Raw genomic sequence first — 22,177 nt, forward strand, 5'->3', positions numbered from 1 at the left:
AGTGGGCGGTGATCCGGGCGGGCGCGTGCGCCCACGGGGCGGCCGGGCTGCGCGGCGCGTGGCGGGCAGCCCGCGCGGCGGGAGCGGCGGCGCGTGGTCTGTCGGAAGGGTTGCCCGCGCGATGAAGCGCGGGCCCGGTGCTGCAAGGCGCGGAGCCGGCGAGGAACCCGGCTGCACCCGGGCGGTCCGCGCCCGGGTCAGGAGGGCCGCGAGTGGCCTTCGCGGCCGGGGCACGGGGCCCGGCGCTGTCTCGGACCGTGTGGGGGCGCGGGGCCGGGGCACGGCGAACTCCGTCGCGCGCCGCGGGAGTTGCGAGGCAGGCGGCCGTTCGCTCCGCACCCGGCTGATCGTGGCAGGCGGCCGGCCGGGCGTGGGAGCGGGCGCGGCATGATCGGCCTGCTCACCCGCATCCCGCTGCGCGTGGCCCTGCGGCTGGTGCTGGCGCTGCAGGTGGGCCTCGGCATCGCGCTGGTGGTGGAGGACACGCGCGAATTCTGGGGCATGCCGGGCGCGCCCGACGGCCCGCTGCCCACCGCGCCGGTGAGCCCGGGCGACCAGACCCGCCGCTACGACCCCCGCGCCGTGCCGCGCGCCCCGGGCCGCGAGGCGCCGGGCGGGCCGGTGCGGTTCTCCGACCAGCCGGGCGACCTCACCTTCCGCTTCGAGGACGGGGGGGATCTGGGCCGCGTGCTGCTGCTTGAGGGGCAGATCGGGGCGGGGGACTCGGACCGGCTGGAGCGCGCGCTCGACGGCGTGGAGCCGCCCGACACGGTGGCGCTGCACTCCCCCGGCGGCGACGTGCGCGAGGCGCTGCGCATGGGCGCGCTGATCCGCGAGCGCGGCTTCGACACGGCGGTGACGGCGGGCGCGGCCTGCAACTCGGCCTGCCCGCTGCTGCTGGCGAGCGGGGTGGAGCGCATCGTCTCGCGCGAGGCCTGGGTGGGCATGCACCAGGCTTACATGGCGCCGGGCACGATCATCCCCTCGCGCGACGCGGTGATCTCGATCCAGGCGCTGCAGGCCGAGGTGCTGGCGCATTTCGAGGCGATGGGCGTCGACCCGCTGGTGCAGGTGCCGGCGCTGCGCACGCCGCCCGAGGAGGCCTATTTCCTCGTGCCCGAGGAGCTGGAGCGCTACCGCCTCGCCACCCGCATCACCGGCTGACCTGCCGGGCCTGCCGCGGCGTGCCGGGGCAGGGCGACGTCCCGTGCCCCGGGCTGCGGGCGTCCCGGCGCGCAGTCCGGTTGTCCATGAACGGCGGTGCGGGTGGCGGCTCCCGGAGGGTGGCCGCGGGGCCCGCCGGAGGTTCGGCGCCGTGACGCGCCCGCCCTCCGGAGCGGGCCGCTGTTCGGCTTGCGGGCTTTCGGAGCCGGAGGCGGGCATCGCCGGGTGCCGCCGCGCCCCGGGCGGCTCCGGTCCGGGCCGCCAGGCGGGGGAGGCGCTCCGGGGTGCGACGGGCTCGGAGAACCGCCGCCCGGTTGGCGCGATGGTCCCGAGGCCGCGCTGCAGCCGCGCGGTACGCGCGGCCGGGCCCAAACCGCAGGAGACCTGCCCGAAGGGCGGGGCGACGGAGGGCGGGAGGGCTCCGGCCGGGCGCCGCGCGGCCGCGGGCAGGGAGCGCTCCCGTGTCGGAATCACCTGTCGGTGTTTCCGCCTTTGGGCCGGGCCGGGCGCTGCGCGCCCGGCGGGCGCCCGGATCGGGGCGAGTGCCGTGGTCGGGCCCTGACCTGTCGGGCGGAACGCCCGCCTCGCCGAGGGGGCTTGCGCCCCCGCAGCTCGCCGGGCGTGGCGAAGGCCCCGGAGGGCCTCCGCCGGCGCGGCGCCCGGGGGGGGGGCTTCGCTCCGGCGATCGTGTTTGCCTGATCGGCGCGGCCAGGGTGCCGGGGCCGGGGCCGGCCCTTCCGCCCGGGCGACCAGCCCGGGCCGCGCCCGACCCTCCCCCCGGGGAGGGCGCGATGGCGATGTCGGGTGCCGCTCAGCCGTCGTCCGGGGCTTTCACGATAAACCGCCGACCACGCAGGTCGATGCGCCCACCCAGGGTCGGGCGCGGCCCTTCGCGCCTGGCGGACGCCCTGGGAGAGGCGGTGTGAAAGGGAAGTCGCGCGCCGGGTGGGGGCAGGGCATGCGGGCTCCCGGCTCCCGGCTCCCGGCTCCCGGCTCTCGGCTTCCCGCTGGCGCGGGTGGCGGGTTCGGGGCCGTGCGGGGGGCTGGGGGAGCCGGAAGGGGGGGCGGCTTCGGGCAGTGCGCCTGCATGCGGGGCCCGGGATTTCGCGCCGGTGGCGTTTCACGATTTCGTGCGGCGCGGGGGAGCGGGGGGTGACGAAACGGGAATGGGGGCCCGTGTGTGGCAGGGGAGGCCGGCGGGGCGGGGAGAGAGCGGCGGCAGGCGGTGTGGCCGGGGCATAGGCTCTGGATCGGGGCGGCGGTTGCGGGTAGACTGTGACAAATTCGAGAAAATCGAGGCAGTACTACAGGCAGATCCGAAAGGGCTGAATCCATGACAGACATGGTCTTCGGCACCGTTGCCGCCCGTCCGGGCGAGCCGGTGCTGTCGCGCTGGTGGCGGACGCTGGACCGCTGGACCCTCGCGGCGACGGTGGGGCTTTTCCTGATCGGACTGCTGCTCGCCCTCGCAGCCTCGGTGCCGCTGGCCGAGAAGAACAACCTGCCGCAGTTCCACTACGTGATCCGCCAGGTGGTGTTCGGCATCGTCTCGCTCGCCGGCATGCTCTGGCTGTCGATGCAGAACCCGGTGACCATCCGCAGGCTCGGGGTGCTGGGCTTCGTGGCGGTGTTCCTGTCGATCTGCGCGCTGCCGGTGCTGGGCACGGATTTCGGCAAGGGCGCGGTGCGCTGGTACTCGCTGGGCTTCATCTCGCTGCAGCCCTCTGAATTCGTGAAGCCGGTCTTCGTGATCCTGGTGGCCTGGCTGATGGCGGCGAGCTTCGACATCGCCGGCCCCCCGGGCAAGCTGCTCTCCTTCGTGATGGCGGCGGTGCTGGCCGCCCTGCTGGCGCTGCAGCCCGATTTCGGACAGGCCGCGCTGGTGCTCGCCACCTGGGGGATGATGTATTTCGTCGCCGGCGCCTCGATGCCGCTGCTGGTGAGCCTCGCGGGCGTGGTGAGCGCGGTAGGCTTCGTGGCCTACAACAACTCCGAGCATTTCGCCCGGCGCATCGACGGGTTCCTCGCCTCCGACGTGGACCCGACGACCCAGCTCGGCTTTGCCACCAACGCCATCCGCGAGGGCGGGCTCTTCGGCGTGGGCGTGGGCGAGGGCACGGTGAAATGGCGCCTGCCGGATGCGCATACCGACTTCATCATCGCCGTGGCGGTGGAGGAATACGGGCTCGTCCTCTGCGCGCTGATCATCGCGCTGTTCCTCGTGGTGGTGCTGCGCTCCTTCGCGCGGCTGCAGCGCGAGCGCGACCCGTTCGCGCGGCTGGCGGGCACCGGGCTCGCGGCGCTGTTCGGCATGCAGGCCTTCATCAACATCGGCGTGGCGATCCGGCTGCTGCCGGCCAAGGGCATGACCCTGCCGCTGGTGAGCTACGGCGGCTCGTCGCTGATGGCGGCGGGGATCACGCTGGGCTTCCTGCTGGCGCTCACCCGGCGCCGGCCGCAGGACGAGCTGACCGAGGCGCTGGTCGAGGGGCGGCGGCGGTGACGCCGGCTCCGCGCCCCGCCCGGCCGTCGCTCCCACCCGCCCGCCCCGCGCCGTCCGGCCGGGGCGCGGAGCCGGGGGCCCCGGCGTGAGCGAAAGACTGCTGGTGATTGCTGCCGGGGGCACCGGCGGCCACATGTTTCCCGCCCAGGCGCTGGCCGAGGAGATGCTGGCGCGCGGCTGGCGGGTGAAGCTTTCCACCGACGAGCGCGGTGCGCGCTATGCCGGGGCCTTCCCGGAGGCCGTGGTGCGCGAGGTGGTGGCCTCGGCCACCTTCGCGCGCGGCGGGCTGGCGGGCAAGCTCGGCGTGCCGCTGCGCATCCTCCGGGGCGTGCTGGCCGCGCGGCGGGCGATGCGGGCCGACCGGCCGGCCTGCGTGATCGGCTTCGGCGGCTACCCGGCCATTCCGGCGATGACCGCGGCCTGGGCGCTGCGCCTGCCGCGGCTGATCCACGAGGCGAACGGCGTGCCCGGCCGGGTGAACCGGCTCTTCGCGACACGGGTGAACCGGGTGGCCTGCGGCATCTGGCCCACGGCACTGCCCGAGGGCGCCGAGGCGGTGCACACCGGGAACCCGGTGCGTGCCGCGGTGCGGGCGCGGGCGGGCGCGGCCCTGCCGGGGATGGATGACCGCCTGTCGCTGCTGGTGATCGGCGGCTCGCAGGGGGCGAGCCTGTTCTCGAGGGCCGTGCCGGAGGCGGTGGCGCTGCTGCCCGCGCCCCTGCGCGCCCGGCTCGACGTGGCCCAGCAGGTGCGCGGCGAGGATGGCGGCGTGCTCGCCCGCTACCGCGAGCTGGGCGTGGCGGCCGAGACGGCACCCTTCTTCGAGGACGTGCCGGAGCGGCTGGCGCGGGCGCACCTGGTGATCTCGCGCTCCGGCGCCTCCTCGGTGGCGGATATCTCGGCCATCGGCCGGCCCTCGGTGCTGGTGCCCTTCGCCGCGGCGATGGACGACCACCAGACCGCCAACGCCCGCGGGCTGGTGGGCGCAGGTGCCGCAGTTGCCCTCGCGGAATCGGCGTTGACGCCGGAGGCGCTGGCAGGGCATATCGCCGCGATCCTGAATTCACCCGAGAAAGCCGCCGCGATGGCGGATGCCGCGCGCGCCGAGGGGCGCCCGGATGCCCATGTCCGTCTTGCCGATCTCGTCGAGGCCCTGTCCGGAGAGACCCTGTCGGGAGGCGGGGCCGCCTGAAGCATCGTTCCGAAGGAAACGCACCATGAGCCCAGCAACGCGCCTGCCCCAGGACATCGGCATCCTGCATTTCGTCGGCATCGGCGGCATCGGCATGTCCGGCATCGCCGAGGTGCTGCTCAACCTCGGCTACCGGGTGCAGGGCTCCGACCTGCGGGCCTCGAAGATCACCGAGCGGCTGGAGCGCATGGGCGCGGAGGTGTTCATCGGCCAGCGGGCGGAGAACCTCGGCGAGGCGGAGGTGGTGGTGATCTCCTCGGCCATCAAGCGCGGCAACCCCGAGCTCGACGCCGCCCGCGAGCGCGGCCTGCCGGTGGTGCGGCGCGCCGAGATGCTGGCCGAGCTGATGCGGCTCAAGAACAACGTCGCCGTGGCCGGCACGCATGGCAAGACCACCACCACCTCGATGGTGGCGGCCCTGCTCGACGCGGGCGACCTCGACCCCACGGTGATCAACGGCGGCGTGATCCATGCCTACGGCTCCAACGCCCGGCCCGGTGCGGGCGAGTGGATGGTGGTGGAGGCCGACGAGAGCGACGGCACCTTCGTGAAGCTGCCGGCCACCGTGGCCATCGTCACCAACATCGACCCCGAGCATCTCGACCATTACGGCTCCTTCGAGGGCGTGCGCGCGGCCTTCGAGACCTTCGTCTCCAACATCCCGTTCTACGGGCTGGCGGTGTGCTGCATCGACCATGCGGAGGTGCAGTCGCTGGTGGGCAGGATCGACGACCGGCGCATCCTCACCTACGGGTTCTCCCGCCAGGCCGACCTGCGGGCCGAGAACCTGCGCTACGAGGCCGGCGTCGCGCGCTTCGACGTGGTGTTCCAGGGCGAGGGCCACCGCATCGACGGGCTGAGCCTGCCGATGCCGGGCGACCACAACGTCTCCAACGCGCTCGCGGCCATCGGCGTGGCGCGCCACCTCGGCGTGTCGGATGACGAGATCCGCATGGCGCTGGGCGCCTTCGGCGGCGTGAACCGGCGCTTCACCCGGGTGGGCGAGGTGAACGGTGTCACCCTCATCGACGATTACGGCCACCACCCGGTGGAGATCGCCGCGGTGCTGAAGGCCGCCCGGCAGGCCACCACCGGCCGGGTGATCGCGGTGCACCAGCCGCACCGCTACTCGCGCCTGCACGACCTGATGGAAGACTTCTGCACCTGCTTCAACGACGCCGACGTGGTGGCGATCACCGATGTCTATGCCGCGGGCGAGACCCCGATCGAGGGCGCCTCGCGCGATGCCCTGGTGGCGGGGCTGAAGAGCCACGGCCACCGCCGGGCGCTGGCGATCACCGGCGAGCCCGACCTGGCCGCGCTGGTGCGCGCCGAGGCGGGGCCGGGCGACATGGTGGTGTGCCTCGGGGCCGGCACGATCAGCGCCTGGGCGCATGGGCTGCCCGCCGCCCTCGCCGAGGCCGAGGCGCCGGGGGCCGACACGCTGGTGTGAGCGCGGCCCGGGGGCCTTCGCCCCGCGGACCGTGACGGATGAAGCCTTCCGGGGCAGGGCGGTGCTTTCGCCCGGCTCCGGGGGCGGTTAAAGACGGTGCCATGACCCTGATCGCCGACACCCTGCCGCCCCTGCGCGGCACCCTCACCCCGGACCGCGACATGGCCGGCCTCTCCTGGCTGCGCACCGGGGGGCCGGCGGACATGCTCGCCCAGCCGGCGGACCGCGACGACCTCGCCGCCTTTCTCGCCGCCCTCGACCCCGGGGTGCCGGTGATGCCGGTGGGCGTGTGCTCGAACCTCATCATCCGCGACGGCGGCCTGCCGGGGGTGACCCTGCGGCTGGGGCGTGGCTTCAACGGCATCGAGATCCTGCCCGGTCACCGGGTGCGGGCCGGGGCCGCGGCGCTCGACGCCCATGTGGCGCGCAAGGCGGGCGAGGCGGGCATCGCGGGCCTCGAGTTCCTGCGCACCATCCCCGGCGCCATCGGCGGCGCGGTGAAGATGAACGCCGGCTGCTACGGCACCTACACCGCCGACGTGCTGGAGGAGGTGACCCTCCTCACCCGCGCGGGCGAGACCCGGCGCCTCACTCCCGCCGAGATCGGCTTCGCCTACCGCTCCTCCGCCCTGCCGGAGGGCTCGGTGGTGGTGGAAGCGGTGTTCGCCGGCCGGCCGGGCGACCCGGCGGAGATCGCCGCGCGCATGGAGGAGGCCCTCGCCCGCCGCGCCGCCAGCCAGCCGGTGAAGGAGCGCACCTGCGGCTCGACCTTCCGCAACCCCGCCGGTTTCTCCTCCACCGGCCGGGCCGACGACGTGCACGACCTCAAGGCCTGGAAGCTCATCGAGGATGCCGGCTGCCGGGGCCTCTCGCTGGGGGGCGCGCAGATGTCGCCCATGCATGCGAATTTCATGGTGAACACCGGCGGCGCCACGGCGGCAGACCTCGAGGACCTGGGCGAGGAAGTGCGCAAAAGAGTTTTGAATACCAGCGGAATAGCGCTAGACTGGGAAATAATGCGCGTCGGCCGTCGCGCACCGCTTTCCCCCGCCTCCGCCGCCCGCTGACCGACGTGTCGCCCGGGCCCTGACCGGGGCCGGCTGGGCAGGATGACGGGCGGGGCGGGCGGAAGCGCTTTCGGCGTGACGCCTCGCGCCGCAGGCGCGGTGACAGCCCCGCGCCGCAGGCGCGGAGACAGGAGTCCGCCGCAGGCGCGGTGACAGCCCCGCGCCGCAGGCGCGGAGACAGGAGTCCGCCGCAGGCGCGGTGACAGGCCCGCGCCCGAGGCGCGGTGAAAAGACCAGCCGCACGGCGATGCGGTGACCAGCCGGCGACCGGATTTCGGCGCGTCGGGAAACAGGCCCCGGAACAAGGGGCACGAGACCCCGGAAGCGGGGCAGAAAACGAGGCGGGCATGTCGAGCAGGACACAGCCCCGGATTGCGGTTCTGATGGGTGGCCCCTCGGGCGAGCGCGAGGTGTCGCTCGTCTCGGGTCGCGAATGCGCCGCAGCGCTCCGGAGCGAAGGATACGAGGTGGTGGAGATCGATGCCGGCGAAAGCCTGGTGGAGGATCTGCGCGCCGCCGCCCCCGATGTCGCCTTCAACGCGCTGCACGGGCGCTGGGGCGAGGACGGCTGTGTCCAGGGCCTGCTCGAGTGGCTGCGCATCCCCTACACCCATTCCGGCGTGCTGGCCTCGGCCCTCGCGATGGACAAGCTGCGCTCCAAGGATGCCTATGTCGCCGCCGGCCTGCCGGTGGCCGAGGCGATGCTGGTGCCCTCCGGGGAGATCAGCCGCGCCCACCCGATGCCGCCGCCCTATGTGGTGAAACCCTACAACGAGGGCTCGTCGCTGGGGATCTACTTCGTCTCCGAGGGGGCCAACGCCCCGGCGAAGATCGACGGCGCGATGCCCGAGCGGATGATGGTGGAGCAATACGTGCCGGGGCGCGACCTCACCGTGGCGGTGATGGACGGCCGCGCGCTCGCGGTCACCGACATCATCACCGAGGGCTGGTACGACTACTCGGCGAAATATACCGCCGGCGGCTCGCGCCACGTGGTGCCGGCCGAACTGCCCGAGGAGATCACCGCCGCCTGCCTCGACTATGCCGAGCGCGCCCATGCCGCCATCGGCTGCCGCGGCGTGAGCCGCACCGATTTCCGCTGGGACGAGAGCCGCGGCCTCGACGGGCTGGTGCTGCTGGAGACCAACACCCAGCCGGGCATGACCCCCACCTCGCTCGCGCCCGAGCAGGCGGCGCACAAGGGCATCTCCTTCGGCGCGCTCACCCGCTGGCTGGTGGAGGACGCCTCGTGCAGCCGCTGATCGCCGAGCGCGACACGCCGCCCCCCGCACCCGCCCCGGCCCCCGCGCCGAAGGTGAAGCGCGACCCCGCGCCCTCGCGCATCCGCTACCGGCTGGGCCGGCTCTGGCTGCGCCCCTGGGTGCGCGCCGCGGTGCGCATCTGGATCCCCACGCTGGTGCTGGGCGGCACCGGCTGGCTGCTGTTCTCCCAGCCCGAAACCCGTGCGGCCATCGACAGCGTGTACGCGAAGGCCGTCGACGCGGTGCGCGAGCGGCGCGAGTTCCGCCTCGTGGGCATGAGCATCACCGGCGCCTCGGAGCCGCTGAAGGCGCAGATCGCCGAGGCGGTGGGCGTGGCCTTCCCGGTCTCCTCGCTCGACCTCGACCTCGGCCAGGTGCGCGAGCGGGTCGAGGCGCTGGCGGCGGTGCGCGAGGCGCGCGTGTCGGTGGTGGGGGAGAACGTGCTCTCGCTCAACGTGATCGAGCAGCAGCCCGCCGCCATCCTGCGCGACGGGGCCGACCTGGTGCTGCTCGACACCGAGGGCCACCGCATCGCCCAGATCGCCGAGCGCGGGGTGCGCGCCGACCTGCCGCTGCTGCTGGGCACCGGGGCCGAGCGCTCGGTGCCCGAGGCGCTGGCGCTCCTGCGCATCGCCCGGCCCATCGTGGGGCGGCTGCGCGGCTTCGTGCGCGTGGGCGAGCGGCGCTGGGACATCGTGCTCGACCGCGGCCAGCGCATCATGCTGCCCGAGAAGGGCGCGCTCTCGGCGCTGGAGCGGGTGATCGCGCTGCAGCAGGCCGAGGACCTGCTCTCGCGCGATGCCACGCGCATCGACCTGCGTGACGGCGACCGCCCGGTGCTGCGCCTCACGCCTTACGCGATCGGCGAGATGACCCGCCAGCGCGAACCGGAACCGCAAGGAGAAGAGACATGAGTTCCCGCCTTTTCGAGAGCCAGCGCTACATGCGCGACCGTCTGCGCTCCGCGCTGCGGCGCGGCGTGGTGGGGGTGATCGATATCGGGTCCTCCAAGATCTCCTGCCTGATCCTGAAGGTGGACGTGGAGCGGCTCGACGCCCACCGCGCCGACGGGCTGGGCGCCCAGGGCGGGCTCGACGCGCTGCGCGCCATCGGCTTCTCCTCCACCCGCTCGCGCGGGGTGTCGATGGGCGAGATCGCGGTGATGGACGAGACCGAGCGCGGCATCCGCACCGTGCTCGCCCAGGCGCAGAAACACGCCAACCAGCGCGTGGACCAGGTGATCGTCTCCATCGCCGGCGGCCAGCCGCGCTCCTACGGCGTGTCGGGCGAGGTGGGGGTGGCCAATGGCGAGGTCTCGGCCATGGACATCGGCGCGGCGCTCGCGGCCTGCGACATGCCCTCCTTCGGCGAGGGGCGCGACGTGATCCACGCCCAGCCGGTGAACTTCACCCTCGACCACCGCACCGGCCTCGCCGACCCGCGCGGCCAGGTGGGCGCGCGGCTCTCGGTCGACATGCACATGCTCACCGTGAGCCATGCCGCCATCCGCAACATCGCCCATGTGGTCAAACGCTGCGACCTCGACCTCGCGGGCGTCGCGGTCTCGCCCTATGCCTCCGGCCTCTCGGCACTGGTGGAGGACGAGATGGAACTGGGGGCTGCCTGTGTCGACATGGGGGCGGAGACCACCTCGGTGTCCGTCTTCCTCAAGCGGCACATGATCTTCGCCGACATGGTGCGGCTCGGCGGCCAGCACATCACCCAGGACATCGCCCAGGCCTTCGCCGCCCCGGTGGAGGACGCGGAGCGCACCAAGACCCTGCACGGCGAGCTGCAGGCCACCGGCATGGACGACCGCGAGATGCTCGAGCTGCGCCGCATCGGCGCCGACCGCGAGTACGAGCGCCGGCAGATCTCGCGCACCGAGCTGATCGGGGTCATCCGCCCGCGCGTCGAGGAGATCCTCGAGGACGTGCGCGCCAGCCTCGACGCCGCCGGTTTCGAGTACCTCCCCTCCCAGCGCGTGGTGCTGACGGGCGGCACCAGCCAGATGCCGGGCATGGAGGACCTCGCCAGCCGCATCCTCGGCCGGCAGGTGCGCATCGGCCGGCCGCTGCGCATCCAGGGCCTGCCGCTGCCCGCCACCGCGGCGCCGTTTTCGGCCACCGTGGGCCTCGCCGCCTACGCCGCCCGGCCGCAGGACGAATGCTGGGATTTCGACCTTCCCGCGCGCCACGGCCCGCTGCGGCTGCGCCGCGCCATGCGCTGGTTCAAGGAGAACTGGTAAACCACGGGGCAGGGGCGATTTTACCCCTGCGAACAACCCCTTGGTTAACCATTTCGGGCCATTTTCGGCCATATTCCGGCGTGACCGGCCACTAAGTTTAGGTTAAACTTTCGAATCAACACCACATCGAGCCTGTGGAGGGCCGGGAGGCAACCGGCAACTACCTCTCCAGGAGCGGGTGGGAGGCGCCGCGCAAGCGGCACGAGAACGCCGCGAAAATGTGGCCGGGCAGAAAACACAGGCGGAATTGCTATGACCCTCAATCTGAGAATGCCGGAGGAGCGTGAACTGCGCCCTCGTATCACTGTGTTCGGCGTCGGCGGTGCCGGCGGCAACGCGGTGAACAACATGATCGCGAAAAACCTCGAGGGCGCCGAGTTCGTGGTGGCGAACACCGACGCCCAGGCCCTGCAGCAGAGCCGCGCGCCGCGCTCCATCCAGCTCGGGTCCGAGGTCACGCAGGGTCTTGGCGCGGGTGCGAAGCCCGAGGTCGGCTGCGCCGCCGCGGTGGAGAGCATCGAGGAGATCGTCGATCACCTCGCCGGCTCCCACATGTGCTTCATCACCGCCGGCATGGGCGGGGGCACCGGCACCGGTGCGGCCCCGATCATCGCCAAGACCGCGCGCGAGATGGGCATCCTCACGGTGGGCGTGGTCACCAAGCCCTTCACCTTCGAGGGCACCAAGCGCATGCGGATCGCGGAGAGCGGCATCAACGACCTGCAGTCGGTCGTCGACACGCTGATCATCATCCCGAACCAGAACCTGTTCCGCCTCGCCAACGAGAAGACCACCTTCACCGAGGCCTTCATGCTGGCCGATGACGTGCTCTACCAGGGCGTGAAGGGGGTCACCGACCTCATGGTCCGCCCGGGCATCATCAACCTCGACTTCGCCGATGTCCGCTCGGTGATGGACGAGATGGGCAAGGCGATGATGGGTACCGGCGAGGCCGAGGGCGAGGATCGCGCCATCCAGGCCGCCGAGAAGGCCATCGCCAACCCGCTGCTCGACGAGATCAGCCTGAAGGGCGCGCGCGGCGTGCTCATCAACATCACCGGCGGTGACGACCTCACCCTGTTCGAACTCGACGAGGCGGCCAACCGCATCCGCGCCGAGGTCGACCCGGAGGCGAACATCATCATCGGCTCCACGCTCGATCCCTCGATGGAAGGCGTGATGCGCGTGTCCGTGGTGGCGACCGGCATCGATGCAGTGGCCCGCGCCGAGGCGCCGCCGATGCCGCAGCGCCGCCAGGCCGAGGCCCCGCGCCCGGCCGCCGAGGAGGCCGCCCCCGCGCCGCAGGCCGAGGCCCCGGCCGAGCCGACCGCCGCGATCCACACCTTCGTGCCGCCGCAGAACCCGCATCACGAGGAGCCCGTGCAGCAGGCCGCCCCGGCCCCCGCGCCGGCCGAGCCGCAGTACGCGCCGCAGGCCGCGGCCGAGCCCGAGGTGGCCCGCCGCGGCGAGCCGTCGCCCGAGACCCTGCGCCGCCTGCAGGCCGCGGTGAACAAGGTTCCCGGCGAGCCGGCCGCCGCCGCCGCCGCCCCGCAGCGCCCGACCGCCGAGCAGGCCCACAGCCTCGCCCAGGCCGAGGAGCGCGGCGCGCTGAACCGGCTCATCCACCGCATGACCGGCCAGCAGGCCGCCGCCGGCCGCGAGGCCCCGGCCCCCGCCCCGGCCGAGCGTCGCCAGCCCGAGATGCGCCAGCCCGGCCGCCGGGTGGACGAGGACGAGCAGGCCCGGATCGACATCCCGGCCTTCCTGCGCCGCCAGGCGAACTGATCGCGAGATCCCTGTCCGGCACCGGCCCGCTTGCCGGTGCCGCCCCGCACCGGGCGCCGCCCGGCTGACCGGCCGCACCGCCTGCGGCAGCGCGGGGTCGGGCCCGCCTCTCCCTCGAGGCAAACCCGGACCACCTCGAGCCGGCCGCACCCCGCGGCCGGCTTTTCTCGTCTCCGGGCCTGCGCGAGTCGCCCGTCCCGCGCTGCCGCGAGGCGCGGGCAGGGGCCGCGCGCACGGCCCTGTTGCAGAATTCCGCACAAATTTCGTGATCGGCGCCCGCCGTGTCATCCGCGGCGCGGAACCGGCGGAAAACGCTCATGAACAGGGAGAATCGGAACACGGGCGGCCTGCCGCGCGTTGGCTCCTACACCGGGTGCGTGCAAACGAGCGCACCTCCTCCCGGGGCATGTTGCAGAGCGTCACAAAGAGTGAATTGAGCAGACAGGCCCCGCCGCCTATTTGATACTCGGACAATAGTTAAGAAAAACATCGAGCGCGGGTGAAGACATGCAAACCACATTGAGACGCGAATTCTCACTGGTCGGGACTGGCCTGCACTCCGGGCGTCCTGCACGGCTCACCGTGCGCCCCGCCATCGCGGAACACGGCATCTGGTTCAAGCGCGTCGACGTGCGGGACCGCGATGCCCTGGTGCCCGCCGCCTGGGACGCGGTGTCCGACACCACGCTCAACACCCGCATCGCCAATGCCTCCGGTGTCACCGTCTCGACCATCGAGCACCTGATGGCCGCGCTTTCGGGCTGCGGCGTGTCGAACGCGCTGGTGGAGATCGACGGGCCGGAAGTGCCGATCATGGACGGCTCCGCCCGGGTGTTCGTCGACGCGATCCGCGCCACCGGCCTGCGCAGCCTCAACGCGCCGCGCCGGGTCATCCGCGTGCGCAAGCGCGTGGAGGTGGAGCAGGGCGGCGCCCGCGCCATCCTCGAGCCCGCGGACCGGCTGGAGATCGACTTCGAGATCGAGTTCGCCGATGCCGCCATCGGCCACCAGCACAAGGCGCTGAGCATGGTCAACGGCACCTTCGCCGACCAGCTCTCCGACAGCCGCACCTTCTGCCGCCAGGAAGAGGTGGACATGATGCGCGCGCGCGGGCTCGCCCTCGGCGGCACGCTGGAGAACGCCATCGTGGTGGAGGACGGCCGGGTGCTGAACCCCGAGGGCTTCCGCCACGCCGACGAGTGCGTGCGCCACAAGATGCTCGACGCGGTGGGCGACCTCGCGCTGGCCGGCGCGCCGATCATCGGCCGCTACACCGGCATCCGCGCCGGCCACGGCCTCACCAACAAGCTGCTGCGCAAGCTGTTCCTCACCGACGGGGCGATCGAGTTCGTCACCGCCGCCGAGGACGCGCCCTACCTGCAGGGCTTCCACCAGCCGGCGCTCGGCCTCGCGGTCTGAGCCGGTACAGGTCGGAAGCACCGGCCGGAACACGTGCGAAGGGCCCGGAGCGGGCCGGAACGGGGCGCCTGAGGGGGCCGGTTCCGGCCGCTCCGGGCCCTTTTGCATGTCCGGCGGCGGGGTGGTATGGCCTGCACGAGATCGTGGGCGGCCCCGCGCCCCGATACCTTTTGGCAAGCCGGTTTTCTCGTGGTATGCCCGGTGCCGGACGGCAGGGGCGCCCCGGGGCGCCCGGCCAGGGATGAAGTTCTAAGAGGATGGTGATGGCTCAGTTTGGCAAGGCCCTGACCGGTGCGGCATGCGCAGTGATGATCCTGCTGGCAGGATGCAGCGGCAGCGACGAAGATCAGCTGACCCAGGACGACCGCCCGGCGGACCAGATCTACGCAGACGCGGAACAGCAGCTCGACCTCGGCAATGCCGAGGAGGCCGGGCAGCTCTTCGACGATGTCGAGCGGCTCTATCCCTACTCGAGCTGGGCCAAGCGCGCGATGATCATGTCGGCCTACGCCTATTACCAGGGCCAGCAGTTCGACAAGGCCGAGCAGGCGGCGCGCCGCTACCTCGACTTCTACCCCGCCGACAAGGACGCGGCCTATGCCCAGTACCTCATCGGCCTGTCCTACTACGACCAGATCGTCGACGTGGGCCGCGACCAGGAGCTCACCCTCAAGGCCCTGCGCGCCCTGCGCGAGACCGAGCTGCGCTACCCGGGCACCGAGTATGCCCGCCAGGCCAAGCTGAAATACGACCTCGCGATGGACCATCTCGCCGGCAAGGAGATGGAGATCGGGCGCTATTACCTCAAGCGCCACCACTACCTCGCCGCCATCAACCGCTTCCGCGCCGTGGTGGAGGAATACCAGACCACATCCCAGACCGCCGAGGCCCTGCACCGGCTGGTGGAGTGCTACCTCGCCCTCGGCCTCACCGACGAGGCCCAGACCGCGGGCGCCATCCTCGGCCACAACTTCGCCGCCTCCGACTGGTACCAGGACAGCTATGCCCTGCTCACCAACCGCGGGCTGCGGCCGGAGGCCACCGGCTCGGGCTGGCTGAAGTCGATCTACGACCAGGTGGTTCTGGGCCGCTGGCTCTGAGCGTTCCGGAAGGCACGACATGCTGCACGGGCTCACGATCCGCGACATCGTCCTGATCGAGGCGCTGGACCTCGGTTTCCGGCCCGGGCTCAACGTGCTCACCGGCGAGACCGGGGCCGGCAAGTCGATCCTGCTCGACGCGCTGGGCTTCGCGCTCGGCGGGCGGGGGCGCGGCTCGCTGTTGCGCGAGGGGGCGGCGAGCGGCTCGGTCACCGCCGAGTTCGACCTCGAGGAGGGGCATCCGGCGCGGGCCATCCTCGCCGAGGCCGGCCTGCCGGCGGGCGACGAGCTGATCCTGCGCCGCCAGATCGACGCCCAGGGCCGCAGCCGTGCCTTCGTGAACGATGCCCGCTGCGGGGCGGAGGTGCTGCGCGCCCTCGCCGACACGCTCATCGAGATCCACGGCCAGCAGGACGACCGCGGCCTGCTCGACCCGCGCAACCACCGCGCGCTGCTCGACCAGCACGCCGGCGCCGCGGCGCTGGTGGAGGACACCCGGGCCGCCTGGCGCGGGGTGAGTGCCGCGCGTCGCGCCCTCTCGGAGGCCCGCGCCGCGCAGGAGAGTGCCGCCGCCGATGCCGATTACCTGCGCCACGCGGTGGCCGAGCTCGCCGAGCTCGACCCCCAGCCCGGCGAGGAGGAGGCGCTCGACATCGCCCGCCGCCGCATGCAGGGCGCCGAGCGCATCCGCGAGGACGTGGCCCGCGCCGCCGAGGCGCTGGGCCCCTCCGGCGCCGAGGGGCTGATGGGCGACGCGAGCCGCTGGCTCTCCGGTGCCGCCGATGGCGCGGAGGGCGATCTCGACGAGGCGCTGGACGCGCTGGAGCGCGCGCTCACCGAGCTGGGCGAGGCGCAGCAGGGGGTGGAGCGCGCGCTCACCGCGCTCGATTTCAGCCCGCAGGAACTGGAGCTGGCCGAGGAGCGGCTCTTCGCCCTGCGCGGCCTCGCGCGCAAGCACCGGGTGATGCCCGACCAGCTGCCCGAGCTCGCCGAGGCGCTCACCGCCCGGCTGGCGATGATCGAGGGCGGGGAGGAGAGCCTCGCGGCGCTCGAGCGCGCCGTCACGGAGGCCGAGGCGCTCTATGACCGCCACGCGGGCGCGCTGAGCCGGCTGCGCGCCGAGGCGGCCGGGCGGCTCGACGCCGAGATCGTGGCCGAGCTCGCGCCGCTGAAGCTGGAGCGGGCGCGCTTCGTGACCGCCATCAGCCCGGCCGAGCCCGGGCCCGAGGGGCGCGACGAGGTGGTGTTCACCGTCTCGACCAACCCCGGCACCGCGCCCGGCCCGCTCAACCGCATTGCCTCGGGGGGCGAGCTGTCGCGCTTCCTGCTGGCGCTGAAGGTCTGTCTCGCGGCGCGCTCCGGCGGGCTGCCGATGGTGTTCGACGAGATCGACCGCGGCGTGGGCGGGGCCACCGCCGCCGCCGTGGGCCGCCGGCTGGAGGCGCTGGCCGAGGGCGGGCAGGTGATGGTCGTCACCCATTCGCCGCAGGTGGCCGCGCGCGGCGCGCATCACTGGCGCATCCGCAAGTCGGTGGAGGGCGGGCAGACCCGCACCGCCGTCGAGAAGCTCGACGCGGAGGAGCGCGGCGCCGAGATCGCCCGCATGCTTTCCGGCGAGACCGTCACCCCCGAGGCCCTCGCCGCCGCCCGCGCCCTCATCGAGAGCTGAGCCCCGCGGGGCGCCGGCGCGACCGTGCCGGCGGGCCCGGGGCGCCGACGGCCTGTCCGATACCGGGTGGCAGGCGCGCCGATGCGGCTTCGGCATCGCTGTTCGCGTCGCCTGTTCCGCAGGCCTCGGCCAGTGCCCCGATCCCGGTGTCAGCGCGCTACCTCCGGCGTGCCGCGCCCGGGCGCTGCGGTGGGATCGGCGCTTGGCGGCCGTGCGGCGAGCGGGCATGCTGGGGCCCGGTCAGGACGGGGAGGGCGCGGGTGAGATCCTTCGACGAAATCCATGCCATCGCCGCCGCGCGGAAGGGCGGGGCGGAGGCGCTGGAGCGGATGTTGCCGCAGCCCGTGGCGGTGGAGGCGTTGCGCGCCACCACGGATGACCGCTGGCTGTCGACCATGGCGCGCTGCCTGTTCCAGGCCGGGTTCAACTGGCAGGTGATCGAGGCGCGCTGGCCGGGCTTCGAGGCGGCGTTCGGCGGGTTCGACCCCGCCCGGGTGGCGATGTACCACGACGCGGAGATGGACCGGCTGCTCGCCGACAGCCGCATCGTGCGCAACGGCGCGAAGCTCGCCGCCGTCACCGCCAATGCCGGTTTCCTGCGTGCGATCGCGCAAGAGCACGGCAGCATGGGCGCCTTCGTGGCCGGCTGGCCGGTGTCGGACCATGCCGGGCTGCTGCGCCTGCTCTCGCAGCGGGGCGCGCGGCTGGGCGGGGTCACCGGCCAGCGGGTGCTGCGCGAGATGGGGCGCGACGGCTACCTGCTCTCCGCCGACGTGAGCGCGCGGCTGGTGGCCGAGGGGGTGGTGGCGAAGCCCCCGTCATCGCAGCGCGACATGGCGGCGGTGCAGGCGGCGTTCAACGCCTGGGGCGCGCAATCGGGGCGCAGCCTCGCGCAGATCAGCCGGGTGCTCGCCTTCAGCATCGGCTGAGCCGGGCTCTGGACGTCGCGCCCGCCCGGGCCTAGGCTCCGCGCCGGCCCGGGCCTGTTCCCGGCTGTCAGATCGAGAATCGGCCGATGCGCCTGTCGTTTTCCGCCGCGTGCGCCGCGGTGCTGCCCTGCCTCCCCGCCGCCCCCGTGCCGGCGCAGGAGGCGCCGCCCCATGTCTCCGAGAGCATCCTGCAGCGCCAGGAGGGCATGTACGCGATGGAGGCGGCGCTCGACGCGCTGGAGCGGATGACCGATGGCAGGCTCGCGCCCGACACCGGGCTCGCCATCGACCTCGCGGTGCGGCTGTCGGTCTGGGCCGGCAGCCTGGCCGACGCCTTTCCCGACACGCCGGCCAGCCGCTGGGGCCCCGCGAGCCGCGCGCGGCAGGAGGTCTGGACCGATCCCGGCGGCTTCCTCGCCCGGGCGCTGGCGCTGGAAGAGGCGACCGGCGCGCTCACCCGCGGGCTCGCCGCCGGGGGTGCCGCGCTGGTCGGCCCGCAAACCCGCGCGGTGCGCGCCGCCTGCACCGCCTGCCACGCCGGGTATCTCGCGCCCTGAGCCCCGAGCCTTGAGCCTTGAGCCCTGAGCCCTGAGCCCTGAGCCCGGGCGCAGGCGCGACGGCCGAGGGCAGGGGGCGGAGGCATGTCGGGCAGCCGGACCCGCCGAGGGCCATGGCGGGGCCCGCGCGCGGGGCGCGCGGGCGGGGGCGTCAGTTCACCTGCACCATCTTGCCGGGGTTGAGGATGTTGGTGGGGTCGAGCGCGCGCTTGATCTCGGCCATCACGGCCCAGGCGGCGCCGTGCTCCTCGTCCATGTATTTCATCTTGCCCAGGCCCACGCCGTGCTCGCCGGTCACGGTGCCGCCCATCTCGAGGGCGCGGGTGTTCATGCGGTGGGCGAGTTCCTTGGCCTCGGCCAGCTCGGCCGGGCTGTCGGGGTCGATGAGGATGGCGCAATGGTAGTTGCCGTCGCCGACATGGCCCAGGATGGTGGCCTCGAGCGAGCTTGCGTCGATGTCGGCGCGGGTGACGGCCACCGCCTCGGCCAGGCGCGAGATCGGCACGCAGACATCGGTGGTGAGCGCCCAGCAGCCGGGGCGCAGCGCCTTGGAGGCGTAGTAGGCGTTGTGGCGCATGTGCCAGAGGGCGTTGCGCTCCTCGGGCTTGTTGGTCCACTGGAAGTCGCCGCCGCCGAACTCGGCCACGATCTCGCCCACCCGTTCGGCCTGCTCGGCCACCGCGCTCTCCGAGCCGTGGAACTCGAGGAACAGGTGCGGCTTCTCGGGCATCGCGGTGCCGGCATGCACGTTGAAGCCGCGGATGGAGATGGAATCGACGAACTCGATGCGGGCCACCGGGATGCCCATCTGGATGACCATCTGCACGGCGCTCACCGCGGTCTCGATGTCCTCGAAGGCGCAGATGGCCGAGGAGATCGCCTCCGGCTGGCCGTGCAGCTTCACGGTGAGCTCGGTGATGATGCCCAGCGTGCCCTCGGAGCCGACGATGAGCCGGGTGAGGTCGTAGCCGGCCGAGCTCTTGCGGGCGCGCGAGCCGGTGCGGATGACGCGGCCGTCGGCCAGCACCACCTCGAGGGCGAGCACGTTGTCCTTCATCGTGCCGTAGCGCACCGCGGTGGTGCCGGAGGCGCGGGTGGCCGCCATGCCGCCGAGCGAGGCGTTGGCGCCCGGGTCGATGGGGAAGAACAGGCCGGTGGCGCGCAGCTCGGTGTTGAGCGCCTCGCGGGTGACGCCGGGCTGGATGGTGGCGTCGAGATCCTCGTCATGCACGGCGAGCACCTTGTCCATCCGGCTGAGGTCGAGGGTGATGCCGCCGTGGAAGGCGAGGGCGTGGCCCTCGAGCGAGGTGCCGGTGCCCCAGGCCACCACCGGGCAGCCTTCCTCGTGGCAGATCCTCATCACGCCGCTCACCTCCTCGGTGGTCTCGGGGAAGGCCACGGCATCGGGCAGGGTGACGGGGTAGTAGCTCTCGTTCTGGCCGTGGTGGTCGCGGATCGCCTCCGACGTGCTGAGACGGTCGCCCAGCAGGTTGCGCAGGCGGGCAATGGCGGTATCGTGCGGCATCGAAAGCTCCTCGGGCGTGCAAATCGGGCGTCACCATAGGCCCGCGCCGCCCGAGACGGAAGAGGACACCGCATGCCCGTCACCGACCGCCCCTTCACCGCCCCGGAGCAGACCGTCGAGCCCGGCTGGATCGACTACAACGGCCACATGAACGTGGGCTACTACTCCATCGCCTTCGACCGGGCGATCGAGCATTTCCTCACCGATGCGCTGGGGGTGGGCGAGGCCTGGGTGGCCGAGACCGGGCAGGGGCCCTACGCGCTGCAGAGCCACATCCACTACCTCGACGAGCTGCTGGAGGGGGCGGCCTTCCGGGTGAGCTTCCGCCTGCTCGACGCCGATGCGAAGCGGCTGCACGTTTTCGCCGAGATGACCCGGGTATCCGACGGCGCGCTCTGCGCCACGCTCGAGCAGCTGCTGATGAACGTCGATCTCACCACCCGCCGCTCGGTGGCCTATCCGGAGGCGGCGCAGGCCCGCATCGCGGCGCTGTGCCACGCCCATGCCGGGCTGGAGCGCCCCGCCCAGGCCGGCGCGCCCATCGGCATCCGCCGCAAGGGCTGAAGACGCGGTGCACGCACGGGGGGTTGCACTTTGTTGACCTATCCGTGATGAGATGATGGAGCACCCGCCCCGAAGCCCTTGCCGGACAACGCCTCTTGCCCCCGCTCTCCCGCCCGTTTGCCGATGCCCTGACCGATCTGCGGCGCGGCTGGCTGGCGCTGCGCACCCGGGGGCCGGGGCAGGCGCGCTTCTGGCTCATCGCGCTCGCGACCGGGCTGGTGGCGGGCTACGCGGCGGTGGCGTTCCGCCTCGCCATCTCGGCCATCCAGACCTTCCTCTACGGCGCGGATGACGCGACGCTGGCCACCACGCTCGCCTCCGCGCCCTGGTATCTCGTGGTGGCGATCCCGGTGCTGGGCGGGCTCGCGGTGGGGCTGCTGCTGCAGCGCTTCACCGCCGACGGCAAGGTGCACTCGGTGGCCAACGTGATCGAGGGCGCCGCCCTGCGCGACGGCCGGGTGGAGCGGCGGGCCGGGCTGGCCTCGGCGCTCGCCTCGCTCATCACCCTCTCCACCGGCGGCTCCACCGGGCGGGAGGGGCCGGTGGTGCATCTCGGGGCCGTCATCTCCTCCTGGGTGTCGGACCGCATCGGAGCCGACGGGCTGACCGCGCGCGACCTGATGGGCTGTGCCGCCGCCGCCGCCGTGGCCGCCTCGTTCAACGCGCCCATCGCCGGGGCGCTCTTCGCGCTCGAGGTGGTGCTGCGCCATTTCGCGCTGCATGCCATCGCGCCCATCATGGTGGCGGCGGTGGCCGGCGCGGTGGTGAGCCGGCTGCACATCGGCAACGTGCCGGAGTTCCACCTGCCGGTGAACCAGCTCGAATTCTACGTCGAGCTGCCCGCCTTCATGCTGCTGGGCCTGCTGAGCGGGCTGGTGGCCGCCATCCTCACCCGCTCGGTGATGCTGGCCGAGGGCGTGGCCGACACGGTGACGAAGGCGCTCGCCATCCCGCGCTGGGTGCGGCCGGGGGTGTCGGGCTTCCTGCTGGGGCTGCTGGCGCTGGGTTTTCCGCATATCATCGGCGTGGGCTACGAGACCACGAGCAGCGCGCTGCTGGGCGAGTTCGGCTTCTGGACCGCGGTGGTGCTGACCGCCACCAAGGTGCTGGCCGTCGCCCTCACCTTCGGCGGGCGGATGGGGGGCGGCATCTTCTCGCCCTCGCTGATGGTGGGCGCGCTCACCGGGCTTGCCTTCGGCCATGTCGCCACCGCGCTGATGCCCGGCGTCTCGGGCACCGAGGCGCTCTATGCGCTGGCCGGCACCGGGGCGGTGGCGGCAGGGGTGCTGGGCGCGCCGCTCTCCACCACGATGATCGTCTTCGAGCTGACGGGAGACTGGCAGACCGGGGTTGCGGTGATGGTGTCGGTCTCGCTCGCCTCTGCCCTCGCCAGCCGGCTGATGACCCGCTCCTTCTTCCTCACCCAGCTCGCGCGGCAGAAGAAGCCGGTGGCCCTGGGCGCGCAGGATTACATCTGCTCCACCCTGTCGCTGATCCCCTTCACCCGCCCCCTCACCCCCGAGGACGCGGTGCGGGTGGAGGCGCTGGTGGCCGACGGCCGCACGGTGGAGGAGCGCGAGACCCTCGACCACGCGCTCACCCTCTTCCACGGCGGTGCCGTGCCGGTGCTCGCCGTGCTGCGCGAGGGCCGGCCGGTGGCGCTGCTGCACGAGGCCGACGCGCTGCGCGCCTTCTCCGCCGCGCTGGTGAAGGCCGCGCGGGAGGAACATTCCTGAAGCG

At 73.1% G+C, this 22,177-nt stretch carries 17 protein-coding genes; 16 read left to right on the forward strand and 1 reads right to left on the reverse strand.

Annotation, left to right across the window (positions count from 1 at the left end; all coding sequences use genetic code 11):
* The first annotated feature begins 387 nt into the window (after positions 1-387).
* The 14 genes from D3P35_RS15955 (at position 388) to D3P35_RS16020 (ending at position 18,348) form a co-directional block, all read left to right on the forward strand.
* Positions 388-1,164 carry a hypothetical protein gene (locus tag D3P35_RS15955; protein WP_118135743.1) on the forward strand — a complete coding sequence of 259 codons (777 nt, stop codon included), beginning with the start codon at positions 388-390 and terminating at the stop codon, positions 1,162-1,164.
* Between the two features lie 1,333 nt (positions 1,165-2,497).
* A complete protein-coding gene (locus D3P35_RS15960; RefSeq protein ID WP_118135744.1) occupies positions 2,498-3,667 on the forward strand; it encodes a putative peptidoglycan glycosyltransferase FtsW in 1,170 nt (389 codons plus the stop codon).
* Positions 3,668-3,752: 85 nt separating this feature from the next.
* On the forward strand, positions 3,753-4,859 hold the full coding sequence (murG, locus tag D3P35_RS15965) for an undecaprenyldiphospho-muramoylpentapeptide beta-N-acetylglucosaminyltransferase (RefSeq protein WP_118135745.1): 1,107 nt from the start codon (positions 3,753-3,755) through the stop codon (positions 4,857-4,859).
* 25 nt (positions 4,860-4,884) lie between these two features.
* Entirely contained in the window at positions 4,885-6,312 is a 1,428-nt protein-coding gene (murC, locus tag D3P35_RS15970; protein WP_118135746.1) for a UDP-N-acetylmuramate--L-alanine ligase, read from the forward strand.
* Between the two features lie 101 nt (positions 6,313-6,413).
* The gene (gene murB / locus D3P35_RS15975) at positions 6,414-7,379 is read left to right on the forward strand and encodes a UDP-N-acetylmuramate dehydrogenase (protein ID WP_118135747.1); all 966 of its coding nucleotides are present in this window, start codon (positions 6,414-6,416) and stop codon (positions 7,377-7,379) included.
* Between the two features lie 347 nt (positions 7,380-7,726).
* Positions 7,727-8,641 (forward strand): D-alanine--D-alanine ligase, encoded by a 915-nt coding sequence (locus D3P35_RS15980; RefSeq protein ID WP_118135748.1) that lies wholly within the window; start codon positions 7,727-7,729, stop codon positions 8,639-8,641.
* Positions 8,629-9,555 carry a cell division protein FtsQ/DivIB gene (locus D3P35_RS15985; protein WP_118135749.1) on the forward strand — a complete coding sequence of 309 codons (927 nt, stop codon included), beginning with the start codon at positions 8,629-8,631 and terminating at the stop codon, positions 9,553-9,555. Before D3P35_RS15980 ends, D3P35_RS15985 begins: the two co-directional genes overlap by 13 nt.
* Positions 9,552-10,889 (forward strand): cell division protein FtsA, encoded by a 1,338-nt coding sequence (gene ftsA / locus D3P35_RS15990; protein ID WP_118135750.1) that lies wholly within the window; start codon positions 9,552-9,554, stop codon positions 10,887-10,889. The genes D3P35_RS15985 and ftsA overlap by 4 nt, the downstream gene beginning before the upstream one ends.
* Positions 10,890-11,141: 252 nt before the next feature.
* The gene (gene ftsZ / locus D3P35_RS15995) at positions 11,142-12,674 is read left to right on the forward strand and encodes a cell division protein FtsZ (RefSeq protein ID WP_118135751.1); all 1,533 of its coding nucleotides are present in this window, start codon (positions 11,142-11,144) and stop codon (positions 12,672-12,674) included.
* A gap of 507 nt (positions 12,675-13,181) precedes the next feature.
* On the forward strand, positions 13,182-14,093 hold the full coding sequence (lpxC, locus tag D3P35_RS16000) for a UDP-3-O-acyl-N-acetylglucosamine deacetylase (protein WP_118135752.1): 912 nt from the start codon (positions 13,182-13,184) through the stop codon (positions 14,091-14,093).
* Positions 14,094-14,356: 263 nt separating this feature from the next.
* Positions 14,357-15,193: an outer membrane protein assembly factor BamD gene (locus D3P35_RS16005; protein ID WP_118135824.1), complete on the forward strand. Its 837-nt coding sequence runs from the start codon at positions 14,357-14,359 to the stop codon at positions 15,191-15,193.
* Positions 15,194-15,212: 19 nt separating this feature from the next.
* Complete coding sequence (recN, locus tag D3P35_RS16010) at positions 15,213-16,862, forward strand: DNA repair protein RecN (RefSeq protein WP_118135753.1); 1,650 nt, start codon at positions 15,213-15,215, stop codon at positions 16,860-16,862.
* 260 nt (positions 16,863-17,122) lie between these two features.
* Positions 17,123-17,791 (forward strand): DNA-3-methyladenine glycosylase I, encoded by a 669-nt coding sequence (locus D3P35_RS16015; RefSeq protein ID WP_118135754.1) that lies wholly within the window; start codon positions 17,123-17,125, stop codon positions 17,789-17,791.
* An 86-nt stretch (positions 17,792-17,877) separates the two neighbouring features.
* Positions 17,878-18,348: a cytochrome c gene (locus D3P35_RS16020; protein WP_118135755.1), complete on the forward strand. Its 471-nt coding sequence runs from the start codon at positions 17,878-17,880 to the stop codon at positions 18,346-18,348.
* Positions 18,349-18,499: 151 nt separating this feature from the next.
* Here the strand turns inward: D3P35_RS16020 and D3P35_RS16025 are convergent, their stop codons facing one another.
* Positions 18,500-19,873 carry an FAD-binding oxidoreductase gene (locus D3P35_RS16025; RefSeq protein WP_118135756.1) on the reverse strand — a complete coding sequence of 458 codons (1,374 nt, stop codon included), beginning with the start codon at positions 19,871-19,873 and terminating at the stop codon, positions 18,500-18,502.
* Positions 19,874-19,945: 72 nt separating this feature from the next.
* Here D3P35_RS16025 and D3P35_RS16030 point away from each other — a divergent pair, with 72 nt between their 5' ends.
* Together D3P35_RS16030 and D3P35_RS16035 are read left to right on the forward strand one after the other, a co-directional pair.
* A complete protein-coding gene (locus D3P35_RS16030) occupies positions 19,946-20,437 on the forward strand; it encodes a thioesterase family protein (RefSeq protein ID WP_118135757.1) in 492 nt (163 codons plus the stop codon).
* A 95-nt stretch (positions 20,438-20,532) separates the two neighbouring features.
* Positions 20,533-22,173 (forward strand): chloride channel protein, encoded by a 1,641-nt coding sequence (locus tag D3P35_RS16035; protein ID WP_118135758.1) that lies wholly within the window; start codon positions 20,533-20,535, stop codon positions 22,171-22,173.
* Positions 22,174-22,177: the final 4 nt, after the last annotated feature.

Origin of the sequence: Oceanicella sp. SM1341 (assembly GCF_003448965.1) — a bacterium.
In the GTDB taxonomy this organism is placed as follows: domain Bacteria; phylum Pseudomonadota; class Alphaproteobacteria; order Rhodobacterales; family Rhodobacteraceae; genus Paroceanicella.

Excerpts from the sequence above, each read along its gene's own strand:
- D3P35_RS15955 (WP_118135743.1), top strand. The coding sequence starts at position 388 with ATGATCGGCCTGCTCACCCGCATCCCGCTGCGCGTGGCCCTGCGGCTG.
- D3P35_RS15960 (WP_118135744.1), top strand. The coding sequence starts at position 2,498 with ATGACAGACATGGTCTTCGGCACCGTTGCCGCCCGTCCGGGCGAGCCG.
- murC (WP_118135746.1), top strand. The coding sequence starts at position 4,885 with ATGAGCCCAGCAACGCGCCTGCCCCAGGACATCGGCATCCTGCATTTC.
- murB (WP_118135747.1), top strand. The coding sequence starts at position 6,414 with ATGACCCTGATCGCCGACACCCTGCCGCCCCTGCGCGGCACCCTCACC.
- D3P35_RS15980 (WP_118135748.1), top strand. The coding sequence starts at position 7,727 with ATGTCGAGCAGGACACAGCCCCGGATTGCGGTTCTGATGGGTGGCCCC.
- ftsA (WP_118135750.1), top strand. The coding sequence starts at position 9,552 with ATGAGTTCCCGCCTTTTCGAGAGCCAGCGCTACATGCGCGACCGTCTG.
- ftsZ (WP_118135751.1), top strand. The coding sequence starts at position 11,142 with ATGACCCTCAATCTGAGAATGCCGGAGGAGCGTGAACTGCGCCCTCGT.
- lpxC (WP_118135752.1), top strand. The coding sequence starts at position 13,182 with ATGCAAACCACATTGAGACGCGAATTCTCACTGGTCGGGACTGGCCTG.
- D3P35_RS16005 (WP_118135824.1), top strand. The coding sequence starts at position 14,357 with ATGGCTCAGTTTGGCAAGGCCCTGACCGGTGCGGCATGCGCAGTGATG.
- recN (WP_118135753.1), top strand. The coding sequence starts at position 15,213 with ATGCTGCACGGGCTCACGATCCGCGACATCGTCCTGATCGAGGCGCTG.
- D3P35_RS16020 (WP_118135755.1), top strand. The coding sequence starts at position 17,878 with ATGCGCCTGTCGTTTTCCGCCGCGTGCGCCGCGGTGCTGCCCTGCCTC.
- D3P35_RS16025 (WP_118135756.1), bottom strand. The coding sequence starts at position 19,873 with ATGCCGCACGATACCGCCATTGCCCGCCTGCGCAACCTGCTGGGCGAC.
- D3P35_RS16030 (WP_118135757.1), top strand. The coding sequence starts at position 19,946 with ATGCCCGTCACCGACCGCCCCTTCACCGCCCCGGAGCAGACCGTCGAG.